This is a genomic window from Streptomyces sp. NPDC051364 (assembly GCF_040682115.1).
Lineage (GTDB): Bacteria > Actinomycetota > Actinomycetes > Streptomycetales > Streptomycetaceae > Streptomyces.
In genome coordinates this window covers 98,862-115,784 of record NZ_JBFBAH010000018.1, presented here as the reverse complement: position 1 = coordinate 115,784, position 16,923 = coordinate 98,862, and the positions used below count along the sequence as shown (strand labels likewise).

Below are 16,923 nucleotides of genomic sequence, written 5' to 3'. Positions count from 1 at the left end.
CCCGGCCATGTCCGGCATCCCCCTCGGGGTCCTCGACCTCGTCCCGGTCTCGTCCGGTTCGACCGCCGCCGAGGCCCTGCACCACAGCATCGATCTCGCCCGGCAGACGGAGGCGTTCGGCTACGCCCGCTACTGGTTCGCCGAGCACCACCTCAATCCGGGGGTCGCCGGGACCTCCCCGGCGGTCGTGCTCGCGCTGACCGCCTCCGCGACCTCGACCATCCGGATAGGCTCCGGCGCCGTCCAGCTCGGGCACCGCACCGCGCTGTCCACGGTCGAGGAGTTCGGCCTGATCGACGCGCTGCACCCCGGCCGCCTGGACCTGGGCCTGGGCCGCTCGGCCGGCCGTCCGCAGCAGCGGACTTCGCAGGTCCCTCCGTTCGAGGGGTACACCCCGAACGGGTTGCGCATCCCGGCCCGGTTCTCCTTCGCGCACCTGCTGGGTCATCCGCGGGTCGCGCTCCAGCAGAGGCTGCTGAACCTGCCCGGTGCCCAGCCGCAGGACTACGGCGAGCAGGTGGACGACCTGCTCGCGCTGCTGCGCGGCGACTACCGCTCCCCGGAGGGAGTGGAAGCACATGCCGTCCCGGGGGAGGGGGCCGACGTACAGGTGTGGATCCTGGGCAGCAGCGGCGGAGTCAGTGCGGAGACCGCGGGCCGCAACGGGCTCAGGTTCGCGGCCAATTACCACGTCAGTCCCGCTTCTGTGCTCGAGGCGGCCGAGGGCTACCGGGCCGCCTTCAAGCCGTCGGCCGACCTGGACCAGCCGTACGTGACGGTGTCCGCCGATGTCGTCGTCGCCGAGGACGACGCGACCGCCCGCGAACTGGCCACCGGGTACGCGCCCTGGGTGCGCAGCATCCGTACCGCCGAGGGCGCCATCCCCTTCCCCACGCCTGCCGAAGCGCGCGCCCTGACCTGGACGGAGGCGGACCAAACGCTTGTCGCCGACCGGGTGGAGACCCAGTTCGTCGGCTCCGCGCAGACCGTGGCGGATCATCTGGAGCGGCTGCAGGAGGCCACCGGGGCGGACGAGTTGCTGATCACGACGATCACGCACGGTCACGCAGACCGGGTCCGCTCCTACCGCCTCCTGGCCGAGGAGTGGCAGCGCCGTTGAGGCGCCGGCCGAGCTGTCACACGCTCTTAATGCCGTGTGCATGGCCATCAGACCGGCGCGCTCCGCATGATCGAATTCCGTCCGCGAGAGCCAAGGAGCCCCTGATGCCCACCCGCCGCCACTTCATCGCCGGGTCCGCGGCCACCCTCGGCCTGGCCGCGCTCCCCGCTGCGCCGGAGGCCCGGGCGGCGGCTCAGGCGGCGCAGGCCGCCACGACCGCCGGTACGGCCACACCGAACCTCGTGGTGATCCTTGCCGACGACCTCGGCTACGGCGACCTCGGCGCGTACGGCCAGAAGCTGATCACCACACCGCGGATCGACCGGCTCGCCGCCGAGGGCCTGAGGTTCACCGACGCCTACTCGACTGCCGCGGTCTGCGCGCCTTCCCGCTGCTCGCTGCTGACCGGCCTGCACACCGGGCACTCCGCCGTCCGGGCCAATCCCGACGGCGCCCCCGGCGCGCTGAAGGCCGGTGACACCACCTTCGCCGAGGTGCTGCGCGCCCGCGGCTACCGGACCGCGGTGATCGGGAAATGGGGCTTCGGGCCGGAGGAGGGCGACCAGCCCAGCCACCCCAACTCCCGTGGCTTCGAGGAGTTCTACGGATACATCGACCACGGGCACGCGCACGAGTACTACCCGCAGTACCTGTGGCACAACGGCGCGAAGGAGACGATCGCCGCCAACGCGGGCGGTGCGAAGGGCGCCTACGCCCCCCAGCTCATCGAGCAGCGCGCGCTCGACTTCATCGGCGACCATGCCGCCGAGCCCTTCCTGCTCTTCCTCACGCCGACCGTGCCACACGCACCGAGCGACATCCCCGACGTCGGCGCCTACGCCTCCCGCACCTGGACCCAGCAGAACAAGGGCCACGCCGCCCAGATCACCTACTTCGACACGCTCGTCGGGAAGGTCACCGACCGGCTGCGCGCGCTGGGCATCGCCGAGAACACCGTCGTCCTCGTCACCAGCGACAACGGCCCGCACGAGGAAGGCGGGGTCAACCCCGACCTGTTCGACGCGAACGGCCCGCTGCGCGGCTACAAGCGCAACCTCTACGAGGGCGGCATCCGCGTCCCGCTGATCGCCTGGTCCCCGGGCCGGATCGGGGCGGGGACCAGCGACCGTCCCACCTCGCTCACCGATGTGCTGCCCACCCTGGCGGAACTCGGCGGCTCACCCGCACCCGCCGACATCGACGGACTGTCGGCCGCCCCGCTGCTCGCCGGGAGCCCGAACGCGGCACGCCACAACCACCTGTACTGGTACCGGGACGAACGCGGCGTCACCAGCCGCGCCAACGCCGAGGACGGCGGCCGCGCCACCTGGCTCGCCGAGGCCGTACGCAAGGACGACTGGAAGGCCGTGCGGTTCGCGCCCGTCAGGGACCACGCACTGCCCGACGCACAGTGGCAAGTCGAGCTGTACGACCTCGCCTCCGACGCCGGTGAGCAGCGCAACGTCGCCGCAGTCAACCCCTCCGTGGTGACCGGACTGGTCGCCCTCATGCGTTCCTCATGGGTGGACACGTACGTCCGCAAGCCCTTCGGAGTCCGGACGCAGATCCAAGGGCCGGCCGTGCCCGGTCAGGCCCTCACGGTCAGCGCGACCCTGGGCAACGGGTCGAGCAAGCCCTGGACCCGCGCACTCCTCGCGCTGCGTGCCCCGGCAGGCTGGCAGGTCCAGGCGGCCACCGCGACCGGCCAGGAGCTGCTGGCCGCCGGAGCCACGCTGGCCACGTCCTGGCGGGTCACCCCGCCCGCGACGGCCATCCCCGGCACGCAGTGGCCGCTGACCGTCGACGGCGCCGCGGAGTCACCGACCGGGCCGCTGCGCTACTCCGCCACGGAACGGGTTTCCACGGTGCCGCCGGCGCCGGTCGCCGACGCGTACCTGAGCGATCTCGAGTGGGTGTCGGCCACCAACGGCTGGGGTCCGGTGGAACGAGACCGGTCCAACGGGCGACAGGACGCCGGGGACGGCACGCCGATCTCGTTCGGCGGAGTGACCTACGCCAAGGGCCTCGGCGTCCATGCACCCTCCGAGATCGTTTACCACCTCGGCGGAACTGCGGACCGCTTCACCGCGCTCGTCGGCATCGACGCCTTCTCGACGAACCAGGCCGCCACCGGCGCGACGAAGGCCTCGGTGCGGGGCGACGGGAAGGCGCTGTTCACCAGCGGCAAGCTGACCGGCGCGGGCGGTCCCGTGCAGGTGGATGTCGACGTACGCGGGGTGAAACTGCTGCACTTGGTCGTCGAGGACGCCAACGCCAACACGGCGTTCGACCACACCTCCTGGGCCCTCGCCCGGGTGACCGTGCGCTGAGCGGGAGCGCCTCGTAGGGGGCGTCGGTGAGACGCCCGGCGATGTCGATGCCCAGGGTGTCGGAGCCGCCGCCGTTGATCCGCAGGTCGATGCTCAGGCCCTTCAGGCGCTGGGTCCGCTCCTGGCCGAGGACCGTGTCCCGTGCATCGCCGGCACTCGTACTCGGCCTCAGCTCGCGTGTCTTGGCGAGGTTGTGCATGGTGGCGACACTGCGGGGGAGCCGCGCTTTCAGGGGCGCAGGCCGGCTTGCCTGAGCGCCACCTGGGACAGCTCGCCGATGACCTGCACATCTGCCCGCCGCCAGGCATCGGCGAGACCCTCCGGCGGAACGGCGACCGATGCGAGGTCTCTCACCGGCCCGGTCAAGGCGCGCAGGGCAAGCAGATCAGCACCGCCGGGAGCGTCGAGAAGACCTCGGATCCGAGCACTACGCCGGATCCAGCGCACGCGCGGGGGCAGCCAGAGGGCCAGCACGATCGCCACCGAGGTGACGATCAGGACCAATGCGGTCAGGTCTGCCACACGGCCCACCATGTCCTGCATCGACTGCCCGGCATCGGAGAGCCCGTTGCCGGCCTCGGCGGCGGACTGCAGCGGCTTCTTCAGGATGCCCCCGACCAGCGGCACGTTCGAGGCCGCATCCCCCGCATCGCCGAGGCCGGAAGCAAGACTGCCGCCCGCGTCCTCTACCGTCCGCCCCGGCTCGGCCAGCAGCATGATCCCATCGTGGACGGCCAGCGCGAACCTCACCGCGGCCGCCACCAGGACCACGGCGATGAGGTCAGCGAGCACCTGCCGGCAACGACGTGCTCGAGTCTGGGCGTAAAGACGCATCGGCGTGCTCCTGTTCCGGCGCCATCAACGGACGGGACCGGTCCCCAACCGGATGAGGGGCGACAGCCGTGACAGCGAGCCACGGCCCACCGCCGACCGTACGCGCCACCCGCCCCGTCCAGTCGTCTTCACATGCCGACTTCACCGCCACGTTCACCCCGGACCGGGACCGCGCCTCCGCGGCCGGCGACATACGGATTCTCGGATATTCAGACCAGCCGCACAGAGAGGAGAGCGCCCCGCCGGCCCGACGCCGGACTACGCCGCCCGCGGACCCCGGAGTCAAGGTCTCAGGTGACCCGGTGCGCCGACTGCCGACCTGAAATCCAGGCCGGCCGCCTCACGGAAACATCCAGCAGTAGAGCTGTTCGCCGGCTTCGCGAGCTCGCCTGGCGAGCAGGATGATCTCTTCAGCCACCGGCTGCATGTCGTCGATGCGCGCTCCATGCAGCTCTTCCCCTTGCACCCACCTGGCGACGATGGCCGGCAGCTCGCAGTCGCGCACTCTCCCTCGGCCTCGCCGCCTGCCTCATCATCTAAAGTGTGGTCTTCCGCGTGACCGGGCCACCAGTAAGGGGCCCGTGCCGACGCCGGGGCCGCGTGAAAATTCACTGTCGCCACACGCGAGACTGTCGAACAGTGGGCACACCACCTCACATACGTGAACGGACAACTCTCCTTTGACCACGAATCCCGGATCCCGTGTCCCGGGGCGGACCTGGACGGTCCGTCTGACCGGCCACGGTGACCACACCGTCTCCGTCACCTGCAGCACCGAGGCGTGCCGCATGCCGCCCCGCTCCAAGGACCCGGCGGCCATGCGACGGTTCGCCGCCGAGCACGCCCGCGCGCACGCCCGCCTCGCCGCTGTCCGCCCCAACGCGGCGTGTGCCTGCCGGGCCGCCGAATGCGGATTCCACGAGGACACCAGAGCCTCCTGTACCGGTGCCCCGCTGCTCGTCCTCATCCACAACCCGGCCGTCGGCCAGGTCTGGACCCTCGCCGAGATCTGCCAGGCCTGCGCACCCTTGATCTCCCACACCGCCGTCCTCGGCCGCGCCCAGCAGTCGGCGCCTCCTCGTCCCTCCGCAGCTTCGGCCGCTGCTTCGCCCCTCCTCGCCTCACCGGCTCCGGCGCGTGTGGCAGTGGCCGGCGGGTTCTCGTCGCCCGAGGCCGCTCCCGAAGCTGTCTCCCGCCGCCGCCCGTACCGCGGCGGCCCCCGACGCACCCGCTGACGGCCGCCACACGACGCAGGAGCCCCGCCTGTGACTCGTAGTCGGCCGGCCGACGCCGAGGTGTCCTGTGCCATCGAACCTTGACGTCGCTTTGCGGCCTCGGCGGACGTGGTGATCGTCCCGGTCGGCCGTGACATGAGAAGGGCCGCACGGGTTGGGTTGGGTGAGTCGTGAAGCTGATCCCGGCGGAGCCGGGCGGTGTCACCCTGAGTCGGGCCTGCCCTGCCGTACGGCGTCGTGGGCGGCCAGTGCGGCGCGCAGCGTCAGCGCATCGGCGCCGCGGGAAGCGTCCAGTCCGGTGAACTCGGTCGCCTTGCGCAGGCGGTAGTCGACCGTGTTCGGGTGGACCTGGAGCCGGGCGGCGGCCCGGCGCCGGTCAAGGCTGCACGCGAGGAAGACGCGTAACGTGACGAGCAGCTCCGGGCGCGCATCGAGCGGGTCGAGCAGGGCGGCGAGCCCGTCCCTGGCCGGGCTCGGGCGGCTCAGCTGGTACTCGAGCAGCACATCGTCGAGCAGGTACAGTCCGGGCGCTCGGCCGGACGCCTCCGCCACCTCCCGTACCTCGCCGGCCAGCCGCGCGGCCTCTGCAACGCCTTCCGGTGCTGCGGCCGCCGCCGCAGCCAACAGCTCGGCGCCGCACATCCGGCCGAGCTGTTCGACCAGCCGGGAGAGCCGGTCCCGGTCCGTACGGCCGAAGTCGGCGGCCGGCGTCTCGTACGGGATCAGCACCAGCCCGCCGTCGCCGGACAGCACGGACAGCGGGACACCCCCCGTCTGGCGCTGCAGTTCATTGCGCAGCCGCCGGAGTTTGCGGCGCGCGGCGACCGAATGGTTCATGCCGGGCACCAGTTCGTCCGGGTGCGGTCCCACGGTGATGCTCAGCACCAGGTAGCAGGGCGGCAGACGGATGCCCGCGCGGTCGGCCGCGACCTGCGGGCTGCCGCCCTCCAGCAGCCGGGACAGCAGCGACTGCAGGGCGACCTGCTCGTCACTGAGCGCCGTCTGCCGCTCCTGTACGTACCCGGCTGCGACCTCGCAGCTCACCAGCCGCAGATAGGCGAGCAGTTGGCGCTGGACCAACAGCACGTCGCCCAGGTCATCCGGTTCGGCCGCCGAGAAGACCTGGGCGGCGCACTCCTCCGCACCCAGGTGATAGGCACCGACCACGGCCTCCAGCGGCACGCCCTCGTCGGCGCGCCGGGCCGAGGACTCGCGGATCGCCGCCGCTTCGGCCTGCCCCGGCAGTTCGCCGGTGCGCAGGACCGCGGCGAAGCTCCGGATGCCGCGGGTCACCTGCTTGGCGATGTCACCGCCGAGGTGTTCCGCTGACAGCGTTCCGTAGACGGGCAGCCGCTCGACGAGCCGGACCATCACCGCACGTTCCAGCGCCCCGGAGGCGTCCTGAAGCCGCTTGTCGACCGGCACGCCGCCGAACTTCGGCACCGAGTCCCGTCCCACCGCGTTGGATCCGGTCACAATCCACCTCGCACATCTCTGTTCCCCACCCCGGAGACGCGGCCGCGTACCGGCCCCATGATGTTTCCGGGACATCACCTACTGGTTGGTAACACGACTGGCCGGTGGATGGCCAGATGTGGCAGACCCGGCCGCATCGTTCACCGCAATCCCCTGCCGGGGGCCGCCCGCCCCGGCCTGACGCGCCGATGCACGCGACCTCGTGCCGGCGCGTCAGCCCCCCACCCAGGAATCGAGGAACGCATGTCCAAGGCAGCCGTTCGCCTGATCTCCGTCGTTGTCGCCACCGCGGCGGCCATGACCGCCGCGCCGGCGGCCACCGCCGCCCAGTCCATGCCTGTAGCAGCGACGTCTACGACAAGCGACCCGTTCTACACCTATGGCAGCAGCGAGCCCCTGTCCGCTTTCGCGCCGGGCACCGTGCTGAAGACCCGGACGTTGCAGTACCACCTCGTCGGCATCTCCACGCCCCTGAAGGCAGTCCAACTGCTCTACCGCACCACCGACGCCCAGGGCCGCCCGGCCGCCAACGTGACCACGGTGGTGCGCAGCCCGACGGGTGACCGCAGCAAGGCGGTGTCCTACCAGTCGTTCTACGATTCCCTCAGCCCGGAGGACGGGCCGTCCCGTGCGATCGCAGGCAACGTCGGCCTGGGCGGCCTCATCCCGAACGTCGAGGCCGTCTTCCTGGCGCCACTGCTGACGCAGGGCTACGACGTCGTCATCCCGGACACCGAGGGGCAGCAGGCGCACTTCGCTGCGGGACCGGAGTACGGGACGAACACGCTGGACTCGATCCGCGCCGCAACCAAGTCGGCGCAGACCGGACTGAATTCCGCCACCGCATTCGGCCTCATGGGCTACTCCGGTGGCTCCATCGCCACCAACTGGGCCGCTGCGCTCGCGCCGAGCTACGCGCCGGACGTCCAGCGCAAGCTGGTCGGCTACGCCGAGGGCGGCCTGCTCGTGGACCCGGCACACAACCTGAAGTACGTGGACGGCTCACTGGCGTGGTCGGGCGTCATCCCCATGGCGGTCATCGGGGTCTCGCGCTCCTACGGCATCGACCTCAAGTCCTATCTCAACGACTACGGCCTGGAGGTGTACAAGGAGCTGGAGCACGGCTCCATCCTTGACGCCCTCGGTCACTATCCCGGGCTGACCTGGAAGAAGATGGCGAAGTCGCAGTACGCCGACCCCAACTCGATCTCCGCGTTCGTGGAGGCGATGAACAAGCTCAACCTCGGCTCGGCCGCCACCCCCGCCATCCCCGGATTCATCGCCCAGGGCAACGCGGGTGTTCTGGAAGGGACCTTCGGCTACCACCCGGGAATCGGCAGGGGCGACGGCGTCATGGTCGCCGGGGACGTGCGGGCGCTCGCCCGGCAGTACTGCACCACCGGTGACTCTGCCGTCAAGTACAGCCAGTACGAGCTGCTCAGCCACACGGGCGGGTCCGTGGTCTGGGCACCCGTCGCGCTGGGCTGGCTGGGTGACCGCTTCGCGGGCAGGACGGCCCCGTCCGACTGCGGCCGCATCCCCACGGGCAATTCACTGGCACCGGAGGAGCCGGTGTCGCCGTCCTGACGTCTGTGCGAGGTCCTGCCGCGCCGAATCCGCCCGGCAGGACCTCGCAAGTGCCACCGGACCCGGGCACGTTGCCGTGGCGGTCGGGATTCCGCCGCGGGCGCATGGGGAAGGCCGCGCAGGTACGGTCGTCCAGCAGCGGCCGGTGCCAGCGGCGTGCTGAACGCGCCAGGCCGTCAGGTCATGAGCAACAGCCGCGTGTTCGACACCAGCTTCCGGTTGACGCTGGTGCTCTGCACGAAGATCGTGAAGTCGTCATTGTGGTCCGGCTTGACGCGGACTTCCGTGTCCGGCAGGCCGAGCAGGGCTCGGGCCTCCGGTCCCGTGTAGACGCGATCCGTCTTCTTCTCCAGCACCGCGATCTGCTTTTGCCCCTGGATCTTTTCTGACTTGCTCAGCTGGTAGAAGGCGCAACCGGTACGGTAAGTGTGGCCACACTCGATGACCCAGTCACGGATCGCCGCTTCGCGAGCCACGGGAATCAGCTGGTACTGCGACAGATCCACCGGGCTGAGGCCGGCATCCTTGATGCTGTCTTTGTTGACTGCTCCTGCGCCCGTGGAGAACACCGCCCGCGATCCCCGGATGCCCTTGGCGCGGCCCACCATGAATTTCTCGGTGGCCTCCCGGATAACCTGCCCGGCCTCTTCCAGACCCTGTGTGCTCGTGGCGTCCCAGATGGCGATGTTGTCCTTCGGGAAGCCGCACTGCATGGCCTCGCGCTTGCCCATCTGGTCCGGCACAAGAACGGCCAGAGTCCAGTTGTCCTCCTGTGTCTCGATCATCGTCGCCACTGCTTGCACCAGTGCACGCGGGTCCCGGGCAGGGGCATCGGGGCAGCGATGACTCGCGTTCTCCTGTCCGTCGGTCAGCACGAACGTCAGGAAGCTGTGGTCGCCGTAAAGCTGAGCCGTCTGCGCCAGCTCCCGCTGTGACTTCAGCGTGGCCGCCAGCAGAGCCGTCATTCCGCCGACGCGGTACAGCTGCTTCAGGGACGGCATGCGCAGCACGTCCTTGTCGTAGATGACGCACTCCACCCTGTCCGAGAAGACGTACACCGTGACGCGGGTTTCCTGGTCCAGTTCCTGCGATCGGCGGGCCAGGTATGCAATCTGCTGGTCGGCTACTTCGACGACCTTGCGACTCAGCTGTGACATGGACGAACTGGCATCCAGCACGAGAGCAACGTGGTTGATGTAGTTCTGGTTTCCGGACATGACCGCTCCCCTGTTTTCCGACTTGATGCTCCGATCTTCCCACCCACCACTGACAATCGATCTTGGGCTCCGGAGCGCGAGGTGCCACGCTCCCTGCTGCCGATTCGGTGTCGGGGCCGGCCCCCTTGTCGGAGAACAGATCGCCGATCCGGTCCAGCAGGCCCCGCTGCTTCGACACCGTGTACGAACGGTTCGGGTCGAGGGCTGCCGTGCCGAGCAGCGCGTGTGGCAGCCGGATCGACGCCTTGGTGCGGTCGCCGTTCACGGTGACGTTCCGCGCCGTTTCCGGGCTGCGCTCCTGCGAGCTCGCCGGTCGGCACGGCGACCTGGTGATCGCCACGGAACCGAAGCAGGAGCTCGTCAGCGGGTGGCCCACACCCGAGAGCAGCTCGGCGGGACGATCGGAGCACTGACCGCAAAGGCCGACGTCACAGCGCGGGTGAAGGACGCGGCCGCTGCCGTCAAGGGGCAGCTCGCGCAGGTCACGGGCCGGCTGCTGGATACGGCTGCGCTCGTCGGGCGCTTGGTGGAGGGCAAGGCGCCCGATCCCGGCACGGCCCGGACCAACCGCCCTGCTTTGATCGCGGCCGCCGGCGTACTGGCCGCCGTCCTGCTCGTCCGGCGAACCCGGCGAACCGGCGGGCGGGGCGAACGCGGCGCCGGCGGTGAAGGCCTCCGAGGTGGTCCGGCCGAAGCCGCACGTGACGCGCGTGACGGCCCCGTGCGCGCCGGAGCATGAGGCGGTGGCCCCGGGGTAGGCGCAGCCGGACGGGACGTTTCAGGGAGGCGTCATGCCGGATGCCAGCGGGGCCGGACGGGATGAGACCGCGGAGGAACGCGCGGACCGGCAGTGGCAGGAGCTCATCCAGGAGATCCGCGTCGCCCAGACCGGCGTCCAGATCCTCTTCGGATTCCTGCTCACGGTCGCCTTCACCCCCACCTTCCACGGGCTTGCGCAGACCGACAAGACGATCTACATCGTGACCGTGGTGCTGGGCGCGCTCGCGACGGGTGCGCTCATCGGGCCGGTCGCCTTCCACCGCATCGTCTCGGGTCGGCGGATCAAGCCCGAAGCGGTCGTGTGGGCCGGGCGCCTGACCTTCACGGGCCTCGTCCTGCTGCTGGCCACCTGTACCGCAGCCCTCTGCCTGGTGCTGCGGGTCGCGACCCACAACGCCCTCGTGCCGTGGCTCGTGGGAGGCGTGCTGGCCTGGTACCTGCTGTGCTGGTTCGCGCTACCCCTGTGGGCGCGGATCCGCTACACCGCGGAGAACTGACCGCCGGGCGCGGAGTTCACCGGGAGTCGGCCTCCACCCACACGGACTTCGCGGCCCTGCGACCGCCGGATTCCAACCCCGGTTCCGGCCCATCCGTTCCACGATGACCAGTCAGTGCCCTCCCGGCCGGGACGGGTCGGTCCGGTGCCCGGCCCGTGGTGCGGTGGGGCTCTCGTCCGTCACCTCCATCCGTAGCCGCTCCGCCGTGCAGCGCAGCACCAGGGACGTCGGCCGGCCGGCTTGCAGGCAGGCGTTGGCAATGACTTCGGAGACCAGGAGCAAGGCGTCGTCGGTGAGCTCCGATTCGCAGGTGCCCACGTCCACGGGGCCTGGCGGCCGGCACCACTCGGCGAGGCCCTGACGCGTGAACTCGCGGCAACGGGTGACCGCGTTCGCGGTGCCGTCCAGCGCGAGGCGTCGGGTCATCTCCGGTGACCCGCCATCCTCCACGGGTGCTCCGCCGCTACGTGTGCTGGGGATGTGCCAGCGCGGCTTCCACATCGGCGTGGACCCGGAACAGCCGGTCCGCACCTGTGACATGGAACATGCGTGCGACCGGCGGGTGCAACCCGACCAGTTCGAGGCTGCCGCCGGCTTGCCCGATCGCGAGTCGGCCGTGCAACAGCACGTTCAACCCTGTGGAGTCACAGAAATCCAGCCGGCTCAGGTCGACCAGCAGCCTCCCGCCGTCCTGCCACGTGGCGTCCAGGGCCTGCCGCAAGGGCTCGGCGGTGTCGTGGTCGAGTTCCCCCGCCATGACCAGAACCGTGGCCCCGGGGAGGGACTGCGCCTCGACGGTGAAACGCTCTCCGCTCGCCGTGGACATCACGTACACACCCCTTCTGCCTGCCCGCTCAGATGAACCGCTGAGGTTGTCATGGCGTCTCCCGTCCGGGATCTTCGGGGTGTATTGCGCCTACCCCGTCGCTTGCCGCCCAAGCGACCGGGGGCACGGAGGTGCAGGCGATTCAAGGATGCGGCCACGCCCGGGTGCGCCGGATCACGGGTCGTCCGGGACATGGATGTCCAGGACGCAGATGTCGTCGCGGTTGCCCGGGCACAGCGCGGCGAGCGTACGGGCGAGGGTTTCGCCCCGCCCTTCCCGGAGGAGCCGCAGGGTGGTCGCGGCGAGCCGGTCCAGTCCGACGTCGAGGTCCTCGCCCGGTTCCTCCACGAGTCCGTCGGTGTAGAGCAGCAGGTGGTCGCCGGGCAACAGGTCGATGACGGCCTGTGCGTAGGAGGTGTCGAAGGTGGCGCCGAGGAGGCTGCCCGGAGGCTGTTCGAGGAAGCTCGCCCGGTCGCCGCGGACCAGCAAGGGGGGCAGGTGGCCTGCCCGTACCCAGATCAGGCGCCGGTCCCAGGGCTGGTAGCGGGCCATGACCATGGTGGCGGTGGCGCTGGTGGACGGGTCCGAAGCGGTGTGGAGCAGGAGGGTGTTGAGTCTGCGCAGGACGTCGGGCAGGGGCGAGCCGGTCACCGTCATGCCCTTCGTCGTGAATCGCAGCTGGGCCATGGTGCCGACGGCGGCCAAGCCGTGGCCGGCCACGTCGCCGACGACGAACAGAGCGCTCTGGTCGGGGAGTTCGATGGCGCTGTACCAGTCGCCTCCGACGTTGACCCCGCTGTCGGCGGGGACGTAGGCGACGTCGATGCACAGGCCGGCCAGCTCCAGGGACTGCTCGGGAATCGGCAGCAGGGTCTCCTGGAGACGTGCGGCGAGCGCCCGTTCGGCCTGGAGCATGCCGCGCTGGAGCAGGACGGCGCGCTCGCTCTCGAGGAGCGCGAGCTCGGCGCCGCGCTGCGCGCTGAGGTCCTGGAAGAAGCCGTGCACCTCGACCGGGGTGCCGTCGGCGTCCGTCTGGGCTTCGGCGACGATCCGCAGGTGCCGCACGCCGTGCGCGGTGGCGATACGGAACGGCTGGTCAACGGCCTCCCCCTCGCTCAGCAGCCGCTGGACGGCCCCGCCCAGTCTCGGAAGGTCGTCGGGCAGGAGGTGTCGTGGCAGTTCCTCCAGTGTCATCGGCCCGTCCCGGGGGTCGCGGTCGAAGATGGCGTAGACCTGATCGGACCAGGTGATGGTGTTCGTCGTCAGGTTCCAGCCCGCCCAGCCGAGGTTGCCCAGCCGCTGCATGTCGATGAGCCGCCGAGCCTCGCGCTCGCTGGTGTCGTGGCGGATCCAGGACACGGCCAGGCGGTCTCCCAGCCTGGATGCCCGGACCGAGTAGACGGACTGCCGCGGGACGCCGGCGATCACCTCCTCATAGGTGAAGGGCTCTCCCTCGTACCCGGTTCCCGTGGTGAGGGTCTCCAGGTAGCCGTCCCACAGTGAGGTGCCCGCCACGGTCGGGTACGTCTCCAGGATCCGGCGGCCCACGAGTTCCTTGCCACGCCGCCCGGCCACATCCACTGCCTCGGGCGCCGCCGCGTCGATGCGGTAGTCCTCCACCTCGCCCGCCTCCGAGCGCAGCGGGGTGAGCAGGATCGCGGGTGTGGCCAGCGCGTCCAGCATGCGCTGGACGGACGCCACGTCGACGCCGCCCGGGGTCCCCTCGGCGTCGGCGTCGCGGGGCCGCTCCGCTCCCCCCAGCCGGCCCGCGCACAGCCGGGCCGCCCGACGCAGCAGCGCTCGGGTGTCGGCCGCGAAGCGGCCCGGCTTCGTGCGCAGGAAGCCGATGGCAGCCGTCGGGGGCCCGTCGGCGGGTACGGGGAGCCAGGCTCGCGAGGGCCACCGGTCCGGCGGCTCCGCGATGAGCAGGTAGCGGCGTGCGTCCTCGGCCGGGTCCTCCAGCCACAGGGCCCGGCGCCCGGCGATGGCCTTGTGGGCAGCGACGCCGCTGAGCGGGGGGATGTGGCGCCATTGCTCGGCGAGCTCCTCGTCGATGCCGGCGCGGCCGGTCAGCTCCAGGCTCCCGGCGGAGGCCAGGGAGTAGATCATCACCGCATCCACGCCGGCGTCCCCGCCCAGCACGGTCCGCAGCAGCTCCGCGATGTCATCACCCCCACGGGCCGTCGCCAGGCCGTCGGCGATCCGGGCCAGGAGCGGGCGCCGCGCCGCGCCGCCCACGAGATGGCGTCCGGCGCCGGAGGCCGGCGCGGCCGGCTCGTTCCCCGCGACGGCGGCCGCGGGGGCCACGGGCGGGTCGGAGGGTGCGCGCCCGGGCGGCGGGTGCGAGCGCATCCGCCCCAGGACGATCCAGCACTCCTCCAACAGGGTGCGGCCCCGCTCACCGGCACGGCCGAGGAGCATCTCGTAGGCCGTGTCGGCGGATACGCACGCCTGGGCCATCAGCACACCCTTGGCCCGTTCGACGACGGCCGTGGTCGCGGCGAGGCCTTCCAGGTCCACGATTTCCGATCGCAGCCTGGCTACCACCTTGGCGAGCGCCAGCACCTCGGGTGCGGCGCCCTCACCCGCGGCGTCGCCCTTCATGCCTCGAGCATGGCACGGCCGTGCACGGCGCGGCGTGCCCAGGTTGAGGTACGTCCCACGGGGTAGGCGCCGAGGGCGACCGAGCAGCGGGCCCGGTCTCCGACGCCGCGTACGCCTAGGAACCACCTGGGCCCCGCAGCACTCGGGTGGACGAGCCCGTACGCGTGTACAACGCGGCGCCCTGACCCTGGTCACCGGCCGCAAGCCGGCCGACCTCGGCGTCGTCTGCGCGGCGTTCGTCAAAGAATCCCGGATCGCCAGGTCCCTGATGCCGGGCGGTCCGGCACGGATTGCGGGATGCCTGCCACGGAAGCAGGGTGGGCGGGCGGTATCCCCTCAAGGAAGGAAGAACCTCGTCATGAGCAAGGCAAAGGCAAAGGCAAAGGCCAAGCAGGTCAAGGGCAAGATCAAGGAGACCGCCGGCAGCGCCATGGACGACAAGGGCATGCAGGCGGAAGGGTCGGCCGAGCGGATGAGCGGCAAGGCCGAGGAGATGACGTCGAAGGCTTCGGACAAGGCGAAGAAGGCCACGGGCAGGTCTTGACCTGCGTCCCGCCCCGGGCTCGAACGGCTTGCGATGTGCGTAGAGGGTGCCCTGCCGGGCAGTGGCCCGGCAGGGCACCCACAAGCTCGACGGGACGTGCGGCTCAGGTGTCGAGCAACCGGTTGACGAGCGAACGGTAGGCCCGCAGGGCCTGCCTCAGGTCCTCCGTGGCCACCTGCTCCCCGCGGTCCCACTGCTTCTCCAGCCCGCTCCGGTGTTCGGAGAGGGTGCCCGCAAAACTTTGCATGACCTCCGCCACCAAGGCGTCCGCCGACCGGACCGCCTCCCGAGGGTCGTCGACGAACCGGCCCTGGATCTCGCTCCACGTGGTGCGGTACCGCTCCGCCTCCGCGGCGCCCAGCAGCGGTTCCTCCTCGCCCTCGGGTTCGCGACCCGGCTCCGGCTCCTGCTCACCGGCAGGCTGGTCCGCCGGCACCTGCGTCGCGTCGTTCTGCCCGCCGGTTGCCTCGCCCGGGTAGACGGCCGCGTCCCGGTCACGGGGCGGCGCCGGACGTGCGAGGTCTTCCGTTGTCAGGACGGGCTCGGACTCCCGCCCCGCCTTCTCCTCGTTTTCATGCATGTCATCGGCTCCTCTGGTCGGAGAGCAGCTCCTCGAACAGGGCGCGGTAGTGCACCATCGCCCCGCGCAGCTCCTCTGTCGTCGCCTCTCCCGCACCACTGCGCACCTTGACGGCATGGGCGGCCCGGTACGCCTCGAGCGTGCGCCCGTGCTCCACCGACAGGTCCCTCAGTTGCCCGTCATACCCCTCGGTGGGATAGCCGCGCTCACCCATCAGCCGGGTCAGGAGCTCGTCGGACTGTGCCACGGAACCTTCCGGCCGGTCCACGAACTGCTGCTGCACACGCGTCCACTCGTCCGCGTACTGGTGTCGGCGCTCGGGCGACAGCTCCTTGATGTCGAGTTGGTCGTGCCGCGCTTCTCGGGCGCGCAGATCCCGCTCGGCGGAGCGCTTGTCGCCTCGCTCCTCGACGGTGCGGTCGTACTCCGGCCCGAACTGTTCACGCAGGTGGCGTCGCCGGGCCAGCGTCCACAGCAGCGCCGTGAGCGCGAACACGACGACCACCGCCACGACGATGACGGCTATCAGCGAATTGGTTGACATCTCCGGCCTCCGTTCCGGGGGCTCTTCTCTCTTCACGCGGCTGCCCCGGTGGGCGCGGTGGAAACACGTACGGGCGGCGCCAACCACGGCAGCCGGGTTTGAACTCACCGCCATCGAGCAGGCGCCGAAGCGAAGACGGAGCAGGAAGACCGAGAGCAGGAGGTACGTGGCATGGCCGCGGACAAGCAGGAGAACCGGGACGTCGTCGCCGTGATCCTCAAGGACCACCGCACGATGGAGGACCTCTTTCGCCGGATGCGCAGTGTGGAGGAGGACCGGGCAGACGCCCTCGCGAAGTTCTCCGCCCTGCTCATCGCGCACGGAGAGGCCGAGGAGTCCGAGGTGTACGGCGCGCTGAAGAGGTTCAAGGACGTCGACAACGAGGAGGTCGAGCACGGAAGCGAGGAGCACGCCGAGGGCAATGAGGCGCTCCTGGCGCTGCTCGAGGTGTCCGAGGTGGGTTCCGACGAGTGGGACGCGCGCCTGGAGGACCTGGTCAAGGCGGTCTCCCACCACCTCGACGAGGAGGAGCGGACGATCCTCAACGGCGCCAGGGAGAACGTGCCGGACGAGCGGAGGGCCGAGCTCGGGGCGGCGTTCCTGCGGGAGCGGCAGCGGCACCTCGCGGCCGACTGCGGCAGCATCCGGAACGTGCGCGCCGTCGTACGGGGATGACGAAGACGGCGGCGGCCGGTCCCGCCGGTCCCGCCGGCGAGGACTTCTACGCCGAGCACGTGGAGGCCGAGGCG

At 70.8% G+C, this 16,923-nt stretch carries 17 protein-coding genes and 2 pseudogenes; 8 read left to right on the top strand and 11 right to left on the bottom strand.

The genetic code is table 11. From position 1 onward, the window contains the following. Window positions 1-7: 7 nt before the first annotated feature. Both AB0M76_RS29880 and AB0M76_RS29875 read left to right on the top strand, forming a co-directional pair. Window positions 8-1,120, top strand: a complete 1,113-nt coding sequence (locus AB0M76_RS29880) for an LLM class flavin-dependent oxidoreductase (RefSeq protein WP_365955834.1) — start codon at window positions 8-10, stop codon at window positions 1,118-1,120. 104 nt (window positions 1,121-1,224) lie between these two features. After that, window positions 1,225-3,450, top strand: coding sequence for a sulfatase-like hydrolase/transferase (locus AB0M76_RS29875; protein WP_365955833.1), 2,226 nt, complete (start codon window positions 1,225-1,227; stop codon window positions 3,448-3,450). 7 nt (window positions 3,451-3,457) lie between these two features. Here AB0M76_RS29875 and AB0M76_RS29870 read toward each other — a convergent pair. The 3 genes and pseudogenes from AB0M76_RS29870 to AB0M76_RS29860 form a co-directional block, all read right to left on the bottom strand. Next, window positions 3,458-3,595 (bottom strand): annotated as a pseudogene (locus tag AB0M76_RS29870) (protease); the annotation flags it as partial. Between the two features lie 83 nt (window positions 3,596-3,678). Further along, on the bottom strand, window positions 3,679-4,284 hold the full coding sequence (locus tag AB0M76_RS29865; protein ID WP_365955832.1) for a hypothetical protein: 606 nt from the start codon (window positions 4,282-4,284) through the stop codon (window positions 3,679-3,681). Window positions 4,285-4,624: 340 nt separating this feature from the next. Beyond that, on the bottom strand, window positions 4,625-4,789 hold the full coding sequence (locus AB0M76_RS29860; protein WP_365955831.1) for a hypothetical protein: 165 nt from the start codon (window positions 4,787-4,789) through the stop codon (window positions 4,625-4,627). Window positions 4,790-4,964: 175 nt separating this feature from the next. Between AB0M76_RS29860 and AB0M76_RS29855 the strand changes: the two genes are divergently transcribed. After that, the gene (locus tag AB0M76_RS29855) at window positions 4,965-5,519 is read left to right on the top strand and encodes a hypothetical protein (protein WP_365955830.1); all 555 of its coding nucleotides are present in this window, start codon (window positions 4,965-4,967) and stop codon (window positions 5,517-5,519) included. 201 nt (window positions 5,520-5,720) lie between these two features. Here the strand turns inward: AB0M76_RS29855 and AB0M76_RS29850 are convergent, their stop codons facing one another. Continuing rightward, a complete protein-coding gene (locus tag AB0M76_RS29850) occupies window positions 5,721-6,995 on the bottom strand; it encodes a helix-turn-helix domain-containing protein (RefSeq protein ID WP_365955829.1) in 1,275 nt (424 codons plus the stop codon). Between the two features lie 243 nt (window positions 6,996-7,238). Between AB0M76_RS29850 and AB0M76_RS29845 the strand changes: the two genes are divergently transcribed. Further along, window positions 7,239-8,582: a lipase family protein gene (locus AB0M76_RS29845; RefSeq protein WP_365955828.1), complete on the top strand. Its 1,344-nt coding sequence runs from the start codon at window positions 7,239-7,241 to the stop codon at window positions 8,580-8,582. 176 nt (window positions 8,583-8,758) lie between these two features. On the opposite strand, the gene AB0M76_RS29840 is transcribed toward AB0M76_RS29845, so the two are convergent. Together AB0M76_RS29840 and AB0M76_RS29835 are read right to left on the bottom strand one after the other, a co-directional pair. Next, window positions 8,759-9,799 carry a vWA domain-containing protein gene (locus tag AB0M76_RS29840; RefSeq protein ID WP_365955827.1) on the bottom strand — a complete coding sequence of 347 codons (1,041 nt, stop codon included), beginning with the start codon at window positions 9,797-9,799 and terminating at the stop codon, window positions 8,759-8,761. 127 nt (window positions 9,800-9,926) lie between these two features. Further along, window positions 9,927-10,073 (bottom strand): annotated as a pseudogene (locus tag AB0M76_RS29835) (DUF4230 domain-containing protein); the annotation flags it as partial. 93 nt (window positions 10,074-10,166) lie between these two features. Here AB0M76_RS29835 and AB0M76_RS29830 point away from each other — a divergent pair. Both AB0M76_RS29830 and AB0M76_RS29825 read left to right on the top strand, forming a co-directional pair. After that, a complete protein-coding gene (locus AB0M76_RS29830) occupies window positions 10,167-10,538 on the top strand; it encodes a DUF3618 domain-containing protein (protein WP_365955826.1) in 372 nt (123 codons plus the stop codon). Window positions 10,539-10,590: 52 nt separating this feature from the next. Then, window positions 10,591-11,076 (top strand): DUF6328 family protein, encoded by a 486-nt coding sequence (locus AB0M76_RS29825; protein ID WP_365955825.1) that lies wholly within the window; start codon window positions 10,591-10,593, stop codon window positions 11,074-11,076. Between the two features lie 111 nt (window positions 11,077-11,187). On the opposite strand, the gene AB0M76_RS29820 is transcribed toward AB0M76_RS29825, so the two are convergent. The 3 genes from AB0M76_RS29820 to AB0M76_RS29810 form a co-directional block, all read right to left on the bottom strand. Beyond that, a complete protein-coding gene (locus AB0M76_RS29820) occupies window positions 11,188-11,502 on the bottom strand; it encodes a hypothetical protein (protein ID WP_365955824.1) in 315 nt (104 codons plus the stop codon). A 37-nt stretch (window positions 11,503-11,539) separates the two neighbouring features. Beyond that, window positions 11,540-11,902, bottom strand: coding sequence for an STAS domain-containing protein (locus AB0M76_RS29815; RefSeq protein WP_365955823.1), 363 nt, complete (start codon window positions 11,900-11,902; stop codon window positions 11,540-11,542). Between the two features lie 174 nt (window positions 11,903-12,076). Further along, window positions 12,077-14,506, bottom strand: a complete 2,430-nt coding sequence (locus tag AB0M76_RS29810) for a SpoIIE family protein phosphatase (RefSeq protein ID WP_365955822.1) — start codon at window positions 14,504-14,506, stop codon at window positions 12,077-12,079. A 358-nt stretch (window positions 14,507-14,864) separates the two neighbouring features. Here AB0M76_RS29810 and AB0M76_RS29805 point away from each other — a divergent pair, with 358 nt between their 5' ends. Further along, complete coding sequence (locus AB0M76_RS29805) at window positions 14,865-15,050, top strand: CsbD family protein (RefSeq protein ID WP_365955821.1); 186 nt, start codon at window positions 14,865-14,867, stop codon at window positions 15,048-15,050. 103 nt (window positions 15,051-15,153) lie between these two features. Here the strand turns inward: AB0M76_RS29805 and AB0M76_RS29800 are convergent, their stop codons facing one another. Next, window positions 15,154-15,630 carry a hypothetical protein gene (locus AB0M76_RS29800; RefSeq protein WP_365955820.1) on the bottom strand — a complete coding sequence of 159 codons (477 nt, stop codon included), beginning with the start codon at window positions 15,628-15,630 and terminating at the stop codon, window positions 15,154-15,156. A gap of 1 nt (window position 15,631) precedes the next feature. Next, window positions 15,632-16,174: a hypothetical protein gene (locus AB0M76_RS29795; protein ID WP_365955819.1), complete on the bottom strand. Its 543-nt coding sequence runs from the start codon at window positions 16,172-16,174 to the stop codon at window positions 15,632-15,634. A 171-nt stretch (window positions 16,175-16,345) separates the two neighbouring features. Here AB0M76_RS29795 and AB0M76_RS29790 point away from each other — a divergent pair, with 171 nt between their 5' ends. Next, window positions 16,346-16,849, top strand: a complete 504-nt coding sequence (locus tag AB0M76_RS29790; protein WP_365955818.1) for a hemerythrin domain-containing protein — start codon at window positions 16,346-16,348, stop codon at window positions 16,847-16,849. Window positions 16,850-16,923: the final 74 nt, after the last annotated feature.

What these genes read in the sequence shown, in the direction of transcription:
- AB0M76_RS29880 (WP_365955834.1), top strand. Translation starts at nt 8, where the DNA reads ATGTCCGGCATCCCCCTCGGGGTCCTCGACCTCGTCCCGGTCTCGTCC.
- AB0M76_RS29805 (WP_365955821.1), top strand. Translation starts at nt 14,865, where the DNA reads ATGAGCAAGGCAAAGGCAAAGGCAAAGGCCAAGCAGGTCAAGGGCAAG.
- AB0M76_RS29820 (WP_365955824.1), bottom strand. Translation starts at nt 11,502, where the DNA reads ATGACCCGACGCCTCGCGCTGGACGGCACCGCGAACGCGGTCACCCGT.
- AB0M76_RS29865 (WP_365955832.1), bottom strand. Translation starts at nt 4,284, where the DNA reads ATGCGTCTTTACGCCCAGACTCGAGCACGTCGTTGCCGGCAGGTGCTC.
- AB0M76_RS29840 (WP_365955827.1), bottom strand. Translation starts at nt 9,799, where the DNA reads ATGTCCGGAAACCAGAACTACATCAACCACGTTGCTCTCGTGCTGGAT.
- AB0M76_RS29810 (WP_365955822.1), bottom strand. Translation starts at nt 14,506, where the DNA reads ATGAAGGGCGACGCCGCGGGTGAGGGCGCCGCACCCGAGGTGCTGGCG.
- AB0M76_RS29795 (WP_365955819.1), bottom strand. Translation starts at nt 16,174, where the DNA reads ATGTCAACCAATTCGCTGATAGCCGTCATCGTCGTGGCGGTGGTCGTC.
- AB0M76_RS29800 (WP_365955820.1), bottom strand. Translation starts at nt 15,630, where the DNA reads ATGCATGAAAACGAGGAGAAGGCGGGGCGGGAGTCCGAGCCCGTCCTG.
- AB0M76_RS29815 (WP_365955823.1), bottom strand. Translation starts at nt 11,902, where the DNA reads ATGTCCACGGCGAGCGGAGAGCGTTTCACCGTCGAGGCGCAGTCCCTC.
- AB0M76_RS29790 (WP_365955818.1), top strand. Translation starts at nt 16,346, where the DNA reads ATGGCCGCGGACAAGCAGGAGAACCGGGACGTCGTCGCCGTGATCCTC.
- AB0M76_RS29845 (WP_365955828.1), top strand. Translation starts at nt 7,239, where the DNA reads ATGTCCAAGGCAGCCGTTCGCCTGATCTCCGTCGTTGTCGCCACCGCG.
- AB0M76_RS29875 (WP_365955833.1), top strand. Translation starts at nt 1,225, where the DNA reads ATGCCCACCCGCCGCCACTTCATCGCCGGGTCCGCGGCCACCCTCGGC.
- AB0M76_RS29825 (WP_365955825.1), top strand. Translation starts at nt 10,591, where the DNA reads ATGCCGGATGCCAGCGGGGCCGGACGGGATGAGACCGCGGAGGAACGC.